7 protein-coding genes and 1 pseudogene are annotated in these 9,629 nt (G+C 58.9%); 6 read left to right on the forward strand and 2 right to left on the reverse strand.

The genetic code is table 11. The annotated features are described in order from the left end of the window. The 4 genes from U5805_RS31220 to U5805_RS31235 all read left to right on the forward strand — a co-directional run. A partial coding sequence (locus U5805_RS31220; RefSeq protein ID WP_322107352.1) for a hypothetical protein occupies positions 1-221 on the forward strand: 221 nt, incomplete at its 5' end. Between the two features lie 92 nt (positions 222-313). Next, on the forward strand, positions 314-1,048 hold the full coding sequence (locus U5805_RS31225) for a hypothetical protein (RefSeq protein WP_322107353.1): 735 nt from the start codon (positions 314-316) through the stop codon (positions 1,046-1,048). Positions 1,049-1,058: 10 nt separating this feature from the next. Further along, complete coding sequence (locus U5805_RS31230) at positions 1,059-1,367, forward strand: hypothetical protein (RefSeq protein WP_322107354.1); 309 nt, start codon at positions 1,059-1,061, stop codon at positions 1,365-1,367. Between the two features lie 26 nt (positions 1,368-1,393). After that, a complete protein-coding gene (locus U5805_RS31235; protein WP_322107355.1) occupies positions 1,394-3,487 on the forward strand; it encodes a tetratricopeptide repeat protein in 2,094 nt (697 codons plus the stop codon). A gap of 434 nt (positions 3,488-3,921) precedes the next feature. Here U5805_RS31235 and U5805_RS31240 read toward each other — a convergent pair whose 3' ends face one another. Then, entirely contained in the window at positions 3,922-4,179 is a 258-nt protein-coding gene (locus U5805_RS31240) for a hypothetical protein (protein ID WP_322107356.1), read from the reverse strand. Between the two features lie 59 nt (positions 4,180-4,238). Beyond that, on the reverse strand, positions 4,239-4,793 hold the full coding sequence (locus U5805_RS31245) for a PAAR domain-containing protein (RefSeq protein WP_322107357.1): 555 nt from the start codon (positions 4,791-4,793) through the stop codon (positions 4,239-4,241). 529 nt (positions 4,794-5,322) lie between these two features. Here U5805_RS31245 and U5805_RS31250 point away from each other — a divergent pair. Next, a pseudogene (locus tag U5805_RS31250) lies at positions 5,323-6,208 on the forward strand (helix-turn-helix domain-containing protein); the annotation flags it as partial. Between the two features lie 638 nt (positions 6,209-6,846). Then, positions 6,847-9,315, forward strand: a complete 2,469-nt coding sequence (locus U5805_RS31255; RefSeq protein WP_322107358.1) for a LamG-like jellyroll fold domain-containing protein — start codon at positions 6,847-6,849, stop codon at positions 9,313-9,315. The last annotated feature ends 314 nt before the right edge of the window (positions 9,316-9,629 follow it).

A 9,629-nucleotide genomic window follows, 5' to 3' on the forward strand; every position in this document is an offset into this window, starting at 1 on the left:
TGGTCGAGCGCACGGCGCGCGTGGTACTTCCTACGAATTACTCACGCAGCGAGGCACCCGAATCTGTCCTGCCAGGTCAGGCGGCCACCTCACGCCGTCGCAAGCGGATCATTCAGGCAGCATCTACGGTCCAATTCGCCAGCAAGACTTATCAAGCGAAAGTCTTTCGAACCGAAAAGGATCGTTATGGACGGGCGACGAGTACGATCGTGACACCGTGAAGCCATTAGGGTTGCGCGAATCAAAGGCCGTGCCTTCAAATCTAACCGTGTCCGGTTGCCGCCGACTTTATCGATTCATTTGAGGAAATTTTATGAGTGACCGCAATACCTCCTTGGTAGACACCGACGTCTCATGGGATGCCGCCTACGACGTGGCGCGGAAGTGCTACCGACGCCTCGTTGATCGTGGTGTCATCCTGCCCGTGCTTCGTTCGGACGTTTGCCTGTCCAGAGTGGCCTTTCCGGTACGAGAAGACTACCGGGGCTTTGATCGGCTCAATGATCTGCCGAGTGACGCTCCCTGTGGCTCCGGGATCGTGGGTGGCGGCGAGCGGATCAATCCGAATATCTATCCTGTCGTAGAGCGGTTAGAAATCCATGTCGTGGGGTTCCATTGGCAACACGACGCAGCGGGCGCTGTCACCTTGCAGCCAGACGCCGTCGGTGAGCCCAGCGCTGAAGGACTCTTCTTCAATATCGAGGGTGGTTTCCGCGCCAATTGCCCACATTGCTCCACGAGCATCGAGCTTGGTGGTGACGAAACGGAGAGACTGGACGACGCGCTTACCACCTGGTGCAAAGCATCGATGGCGTCCAAGGGGCAGACGACCTTGCAATGCCCGCGTTGCAACAGCGTTGCATCTTTGCAGGCGTGGCGGTCTCGCGAGCAGGACTTCGCCGCCGGGTATGTTGGTCTGACGTTGTGGGGCCAACATCTCCTCACACTGACCTATCAACCCGACCACCCCGCCAACAAGCCGGCGTGGGAAGCGCTCTGCGGTGACATGGCCGATCCGAGCCCCGCCATCGTTTACTGCAACATCTAGGGGCATATGCATGGCTGCCGTAGCTTTCCCGATGGACGTGGATTCGTTCCGTCGCTCACCGACCCAGACCTGTCTGCCTGATGAGATCGTCAACCGGCTGACCGCGCAAGCGCGCCCTGCGATCTTGTTGACGACCCGCCGGGGTGCCGAAGCGATGCCGCGTGCGCGGATCCCGGTACCCGATGCGCGCATAGGCATTTCTGTCGAACTTCGGTCAACATTTTTCTATCAGGGCACGTCTGTTATGCGATTCGACTTATCGCAGGCGATTATCTTTAGCGATTTTGCGGCCGACACCGTTAACGTGACAAGGCCCTGAATGCCTCCGATATCTTAAGGAAATCTGTGAAAGAAGAGCGCAGTGTTCACAATCTGGCAATCTCGTTGTATCGCAATCGGCAGCCAGAAAAAGCACTTGAAGTTATCGTTCCGCTGCTCCACGAACAGACTGGGAACGGGACGTTATTGAATCTGGCGGGTGCGTGCTGCTACAGCATGGGGAAGAAACTGGAGGCCGCAGCATATTGGGAACGAGCTACGTTCATCCAACCCGAAGCTGTTGAGCCACACTGCAACCTGGGAACGGTCCTGTGCGAACTAGGACAGCTCGCGAGAGGGGAGAAATTGTTGCGTCACGCGTTCGCCATTGCTCCGGAATCAGCCGAGGTGAGCAGCAATTTGGGAAACGTACTTCGGCAAAGAGGCATGTTGTCGGACGCTGAAGAGGTATATCGCCGCGGCCTGGCAAGTCACCCCAACTATGCAACGCTCCACAACAATCTTGGCGCTGTTTTACGTGCATTGAAGCGGCCGGCAGAGTCGGAGATTGCATACAGGAACGCACTGACCGCAGAGCCACGCTTCACCGAAGCGTACAACGACCTCGCGCTTTTGCTTCAAAAGCTAGGACGATTTGCGGAAGCCGACGAGGCTTTTCGTCGTGCACTTGAGATTGACACCGGGTTCGTCCTCGGATACTCGAATCATGCACGCCTGCTCTATGAGATGCGGCGCTATGAAGAAGCGGCAATCGCCGCAGCGCGTGCTATTGAATTGAATCCCAACAACGCGGATGCGCAACTCATTCTCGGTGAGGCATTGGCGACGCAAAATGCGGGCGATATTCAGCCTTCAATCAATGCGTATAGGAGGGCGGTTGAGATAAATCCGGATTCCATTATTGCGCATTCTAATCTGGCCTACTCTCTATTGTTTAAATCAGATGATGGTTATGAGATTCTTCGAGAATGCAGACGGTTTGCAGCCCAATTTGAAGCACCATATCTCGCTCAGGATGTAGATTATGCGAACGATCGTGTAGAGGGAAGACGATTGCGAATCGGCTATGTTTCTCCCGACTTTTGCAATCATTGTCAATCGCTATACATGATGCCACTTTTGAGGAATCATGATCACGTTTCGCTCGAAATTTACTGTTACTCGAGTGTTCGAATAACAGATAAAGTGACCGCACAGCTTTCAAAATACGCCGACATTTGGAGAGACGTCTCCATGAGCAGTGATGAAAGTGTGGCGAAAATAATCAAGGACGATCAGATTGATATTCTTGTCGACCTGACGATGCACATGTCGGGAGGGCGGCCACTTCTTTTCGCGCGTAGGCCGGCGCCTGTTCAGGTGGCATGGCTCGCTTATCCTGGCACGACGGGCAGCAGAGCAATTACCTATAGGCTGACGGACCCATGGCTCGCCCCCCCCGAAAGTTCTAAAGCTGACGATCGCTACAGTGAGAGGTCAATCCGATTGCCGGATACTTTCTGGTGTTACGACCCTCTGGTAACGCCATTCCCCGTGAGCGGACTAGCAGCGGACGAAAATGGATTTGTGACGTTTGGCTGTTTGAATAGTCCACGTAAGCTTACAGACCGAACACTCCAGTTGTGGGCCGCAATACTTAAAAGCGTCGTTGATTCAAAGATGATTCTGCTTTTAGCGCAAGGGAGTGCCCGAGAACAGGTGAGGTCGATATTTGAGGCGATGGGCGTGGATCCGTCGAGGCTGATTTTCCGCGACTACCAGCCACGCAAAGCGTATCTGCTGACATTTGAGAAGATAGATATCACGCTCGACACCTTTCCGTACAATGGCCACACGACGAGCCTCGATAGCTTCTGGATGGGGGTGCCTGTAGTGACGATTGTCGGAAGCAGCCCTGTCAGTCGAGCGGGTTACGCATTGCTTCAAAATCTCGGGCTGCCAGAACTGTCCGCTTCGACTGACGAGGAATTTGTGCGAATCGCTGTGCGATTGGCGCGGGACCGGTCGCGTCTGAGGACGTTGCGTTGCTCGCTTCGAGAACGAATGGAGCAATCACCGTTGATGGATGGCCCGCGCTTTGCTCGAGGAGTGGAGCAGGCATATTTGAGGATGTGGAAGGAGTGGTGCCAGTCTGGCCGTTCCGTTGAGCAGATTCAATAGCTTGCCGGCTATTCTTGGGCGGCGAAAGCCTGATTCATCCCGCTAGCGCGCTGAATTTCGTCGCCGTGCAGGTACATTGACGTCGTCGCGATTGACGACTTTACCGGGAGAGGTAGAGGGGTTATTTGGGCGATCGGCGGCGGTCGCTGAGGACCGGAGTGCTTCAAGCGGCAGTAGCTCGAGCGCGGACCTGAGGATGGTGGTCATGATTTCTTGGAATTCCCGATGCCGCGCAGGTACGACTACATGCGCGCCGGCGGCACACCGATGCTTAGTGCCAGTTCGTCCACCGTCAGCCGCGGCTGCGGTTGCTATGCTGCAGATGCTGATCAATACCCCGATAGCCGTCATATTCATAGGACGTTATTAACATAGGTGAGGTCAGTGGCGCGGCGTTGTCCGCTGGGCGTCACCGCGGCGGCTCACTGGCGTGTTCAGTCTTTCGCCGGCGTGACCGCGAGATGCTCCTTGAGCGCCGGCTGATAAGCCGCAAGCAGGTGAAGCGCTGTTCCGCCAATCCGCCGTGCAAACTCGTCGTCGAACTTGCCACCGTATTCCTGAAGCGGCCAGTTGACGCTAAGCGCATTTGCCATCAGCTTTTCGACCGCCGCACGATCGACTGTGCATGTCTGGACTTCCTCTCCATCCTCGTTGTAGGCAACGATCACACAACGCGCCTTGCTTGCGGTCATAACCGGGCTCCGTATCCTCGACACTGGTTGTAACGCCGAAACGCGCTTTCTTCGCAGACCTAGCGCGCGCGGCTGCCGCCCATCGCCCCGTAGGCCTGACACTCCATCATATCGGCCTCGTACTGCGCGTGGCACTCTTGTTCGTCGTGCTCGGACAGCCCACGGGCAGCCAGCGGCGTGTCACCGTCTGCATCACTCTCGGGTGCCGCAATAGCTGAGGCGCCATTAGCGCGTGCGGCGCCGACCGCCGACAATGACGCTGACTCAGCCGCGGGTGCCGCGCTTGCGGAGAGCGCTTCATTGCCACCGCTCGTATCGCCATCGCCGGCCGTGATCGAGAACAGCATCTGCGAGGCGAGGAGCTTCGGCGGCGGTACACATCGGCAGAGGCAGAGATCATCGTTCAGGGCAATCGGGCGCGCATCCATCCCGAACGCGGGCAGCCGATCGCCCGTGCAGAGAATAGTGCCGATAGAGTGGCATTTTGGACAGGAGACCTTGTCGCCTTCGTGTGCAACCGGTTCCCCGAACACCAAGTGGATCTCAGAGGCAGCGATTACCACGCCGTCTGCTGTGGTTTTGTCTCCTTTTCGAATCGCGTATCGGGTTCCCATTGGATCGTGGCTCCGGAAAGAACGGCCTTGATGCTACCGCAAGCGTGCCTCATGTGACGGCTAGCCGGGCGATGGTTGCCTCAGATCCAGCGCAGGGATCATTGCGCATTCCTCGAACTGCGGCGCGTTACGAAGCTTGCACATCTGCTTCACTCCGACCGATCGCTTCGATATCTTGGCAGGAATAAAAGGGCGTTCGGTGGCGGGCTCCAGGGAAGTAGCGGCCGGAGTCGTGGACGGTCGCGATGTCGTCGCTCGCGATTACTGTGGAACCTGATGGACATTGGCTCGTGGTCGTAACGCAACTGTCGAACAACGTCGAAGGGATAAGGCCGTCCCTGCGCTCCCGGCGCCCAGCAATCATTTAACATAATCTTATTTATCGACATATTTTTTTGTCGGAGCAAAATAGTAATTTCGTAGCTGGGCAAAGCACAGATGTCGTACGCAGGCACGATTTGAGATGCATGCTGGCGCGGTTTTCACGGACTGCGTGGAGCCGCCGATAACCTGCACTGGGATGATCACGATGAGCATGCGCGAGCTGGACCGTCTGAAGGTGATCGAAGCTGTTGCTGAGGCACGGCTGATGCCCTGGCGCGCGGCCGAACGGCTGGTATCAGCCGCCGCCAGGTCGAACGTCTGGTGTTGCGTTACCGGCAATCCGGCGCATGCGGGCTGGTTTCGCAACGTCGAGGCAGCGCGAGCAACCACCAGTTGCCCGCAGGCCTGGCGCAGCGCGCGCTGGTCATCGTCCGTGAGCGCTACGCCGATTTCGGGCCCACGCTGGCCGCCGAGAAGCTACACGAGTGTCATGGCCAAGTGCTGTCGAAGGAAACAGTGAGGAAGCTCATGACGGACGCAGGACTCTGGGTGCCACAGGCCCGGCGCCCGCCGAAGGTCTATCAACCCCGTGCGCGCCGCGCATGCTTGGGTGAGTTCATCTAGATCGACGGATCAGCACGCTGGACGAAGCGAATGCCTGGGCGCCCTCCTTCATGGCGAGCTACAACGCGCGCTGTGCGAAGCCGCCGAAGAGCGACTTCGACGCACACCGGCCGCTGCGAGACGACGAGAATCTCGATCTGCTGATAACCTGGCGCGAGACGCGGCGGGTGACCAATGCCTTGACGGTGCAGTACGACCGCGTGATGTACCTGGTGGACGACAAGCCCCAGAACCGCAAACTCGTGCACCGTTACATCGACGTGTGGGAGTACCCGGACGGACGCATCGAGATCCGTGCTGACGGCCAGCCGCTGCCGTACCGCGAGTATGACCGTCTGACCGAGGTGGACCAAGGTGCAGTGATCGAGCACAAGCGTCTCGCGCACGCGCTCGCGGTGGCGCAGGCTCTGCATGCGCAGCGCGATGACCGGCGGGCGGCGGGCTCGCCTTCGCGCACGAACCGCGGCGTCGAGGTAGGCAAAGCCAGATTCAAAACCTGGCCAGCGGTCTGCCAGGGCCCGCTGAATGAACGTCAGCGCCCTGCTGCTTCAACCGCTGGCCTTCAACAATGAGTGAACACAGAAACAGAGAAAGATGCGACATCTGTAAATGGCTGGCCGTACGACATCTCTATCTGGCCATGAAATTTTATTGTACGTCATCCTAATCATTGTTTCGAAAATGTTGAAAACGGCTGCCACAAACGATCGAATCCGCTTTGCATGAATTCTAATAAAGACTCTTTACGAATGAGCGAAAATTACATGCGCTTCTTGCCTTCATCCTTTCTGATCGGCCTGTCGCTGGCTATCTCCGATCCGGCAGATGCCGAACTGACTTAGCAAGCCATCGCGAAACTTGCCGAGGCACTTGAAGGTATGGCGGCTTGCAAGGTCTCGAGCTACCTGACAATGCCCTCCGGGACGCCTACCTCAAGATACGGTGACAAATTCTTAAAGATATTCGACCTGAACTTGGGGCGATGGTAAAAATTCAATTACGCGGTCATCGCAGCCGCGAGAAAAAACGATGGAAACTACATTGCTGTTATCACGCGCTGGTCCGATTGACCATACTGCGCAGCCCACCTCAAGGACGAGACTTGATGACGTTCAATAAACACTGCGAACGTTGGCTGCTGCCGGCGCTGCTGACCTTGCTGTCCGCATGCGGCGGTGGCTCCTCGTCAGACGGCACCGAGATCGCGCACACGGCTGCGCAAGCGGCGGCAGTCCAGAGCGCAGGCGCGCAGACCGACGGTAGTCAGTTCGAGGTCGCGTCAGACGGCGGCGCGATCACGCACACGAATGTGCAAGCTGCGGCAGTCCAAAGCGCAAGCGCACAGACCAACGCGCCGTCCGCCGATGGCCAGTTCGAGGTCGCGTCAGACGGCGGCGCGATCACGCACACGATTATGCAAGCTGCGGCAGTCCAAAGCGCAAGCGCACAGACCAACGCGCCGCCCGCCGGTGGCCAGTTCGAGGTCGCGTCGATCGACTCGACCTCGTGGCAGACGCTCGCAAGCCCGACGATCCCCGGCCCGCTGCAATATTCGAACGACCACACGGTAATCAAGGGCGGCGATGGCAATTGGCACGTGATCGGAATCAACGGCGGCGGCAACGGCTCGGAGAACTCGTTTTATCACACGATCCTGTCGAGCCTCTACCCGCCGCATCCGGTCATCAACACCGGCGCCTACAGCAATCTCGACAAGAACGGACAGGCTGCGCCGGTCGCGCAGTTCTACGACAAGAGCGGCAACGCATGCAATGCGTGGGCACCGTCGTCGATCAATTATAACGGCACGATCTACCTGCTCTTCCGCAGCGACCGCGATAACAACGGCAACTGCCGGCGCGCGGCGACGCGACTTGAAATCCTCAAGTCGACCGACCCGACGCTGCAGAAATGGACGCCGGTGAACACGTATCCGACGCAGGCGTCGCCGAACACGCCAGTCAGATTCGGTATCGTGGTCAACGGCACGCCGACGACAATCTCCACTGCGTCCGGCCCGGCGTACAATTCGACCGGCTGGCCCACGAACTTCCGCGACCCCGGCATCTTCCGCGACGACGACGGGACGTTCCTGCTTTACACGGTCACGTACGACGCGTCGACAGGCCATTCGCGCGTCCCCGTCTATACATCGACGGACCTTCTTAACTGGACCTACCAGGGCATTGCGCTCACGCTCGCAAACGGCGCGGTCGAAGTCTCGTGGGGCGCAACCGAATCGCCGTTCGTGTTCAAGCGCGGCAGTTGGTACTACCTGTCGACCACCGATACCGACTCCGGCTCGCCGACGTACGAGGACACGATCCTGCTGCGCTCGAAAAACCGCCTCAACTTCGGCACCTATGACGGTTCGGACCTGCCGAAGTCAGGTTCGAACGTCATTGAGCGGCTCAAGGTTCACGCGCCCGAGTACGTGCAAGACGACTCCGGGAACTGGTACATCACAACGTGCGGCTGGCAGAACGTGTCGTCGATACCCCAGGCGAACCACGGCGTAGCAATCGCGAAGCTTCGCTTCTCTTCGTCGGTACCGACGGACGGTATGCAGGCGTGGTACGCGTTCGAGCAGGTCACGACTACGATTGCCGACTCGTCCGGGAACGGGCATACGGGCATGCTCGTCGGCCCTGCGGGAAAGTCCACGGGCGTCGCCGGCCAAGCGCTGACACTGGCGGGCAGCAGCTACGCTTCGGTCGCGCCCATCTCGCTCGCGGGCGATTTCACGGTCGACGGCTGGGTCAATACGACGAACACGCCGGGCAATCACGACGGCCTCTTCCATACTGCCGACGGCTATGACTTCAACTTCTATGGCGGCTATCCGCGTTTCTACGGCGGCTCGGCCGGCGACGTGCTTGTGTCGTCGCTCGCGGTACCGCAGAAGACGTGGACGCATGTCGCACTGACGCGCGCGGGCGGCGTAATGTCCATCTACGTGAACGGCATCAAGACCGCGCAGGGGACGTTCGGCGCCACGCTGAATGTCGATGGGATAGGCCGCACGGTCGCGGGCTCGCTGACCGGCGCGCTCGACGAAGTTCACATATACAACCGCGCGCTGAGCACGCTGGAAATCGCCAATCTGCTGCAAAGCTCTGCTGTGCAGAGCAACACATCGGTCACGCGCTATCCGCTGACCGGCGACTTCACGCTCGCCTCGTGGGTCAACATCACGCGCACGCCATCGAACGCGGACGAGCTGTTCTTCGGTAGCGGCGGCATGGACGTGAACTTCTATTCGCGGCTTCCCCGGCTCTATAGCGGCAGTGGTGACGTGGTAGTCGCGAACGCGTCGGTCGCGGCAAACATGTGGGCGCACGTCGCGGTCACGCGGCAGAATGGCGCGCTGACCGTCTACGTGAACGGCGCGCCGACGGGTACCGGCAGTTGGAGGAACGCGTTCGAACTCTCGCAGATCGGCGAAGGAGGCCATGGCGCGCTGCAAGGCACGCTGTCCGACGTGCGCGTGCAAACACAGGCACTCAACGCGTCGCAGATCGCAACGCTCTACAGCCAATCGCAAGGAAACGCGCATGCCGCATGGCTGCACTAACGGGCTCTGTCTCAATCAGGATTGACTGCCTGCCGTTATCGCGGCAGAGCCTCAGCACGCTGGACGAGGCGAACGCCTTCATGACGGCCTCCAACGCCCGCTTCGCGAAGCCGCCCAGAAGCCGGTTCGACGCACACCGGCCGCTGCGTGCCGACGTGGCGGGTATGGCGCAAGGTGTCGGATGCGCTGACGCTGCTGAACGACCGCATGATCTGGCTGCTCGACGATACCCCCGGCGAGCCGCAGCCTGATTGTTGCTACATCGACATGTGGGAGTACCCGGATGGGATGCATCGAGATCCGCGCCGATGGTG

Source organism: Paraburkholderia sp. J41, assembly GCF_905220235.1.
In the GTDB taxonomy this organism is placed as follows: domain Bacteria; phylum Pseudomonadota; class Gammaproteobacteria; order Burkholderiales; family Burkholderiaceae; genus Paraburkholderia.

Bases quoted from the DNA above. Each gene is read 5' to 3' on its own strand.
- U5805_RS31245 (WP_322107357.1), bottom strand. From the start codon at position 4,793: ATGGGAACCCGATACGCGATTCGAAAAGGAGACAAAACCACAGCAGAC.
- U5805_RS31240 (WP_322107356.1), bottom strand. From the start codon at position 4,179: ATGACCGCAAGCAAGGCGCGTTGTGTGATCGTTGCCTACAACGAGGAT.
- U5805_RS31255 (WP_322107358.1), top strand. From the start codon at position 6,847: ATGACGTTCAATAAACACTGCGAACGTTGGCTGCTGCCGGCGCTGCTG.
- U5805_RS31230 (WP_322107354.1), top strand. From the start codon at position 1,059: ATGGCTGCCGTAGCTTTCCCGATGGACGTGGATTCGTTCCGTCGCTCA.
- U5805_RS31225 (WP_322107353.1), top strand. From the start codon at position 314: ATGAGTGACCGCAATACCTCCTTGGTAGACACCGACGTCTCATGGGAT.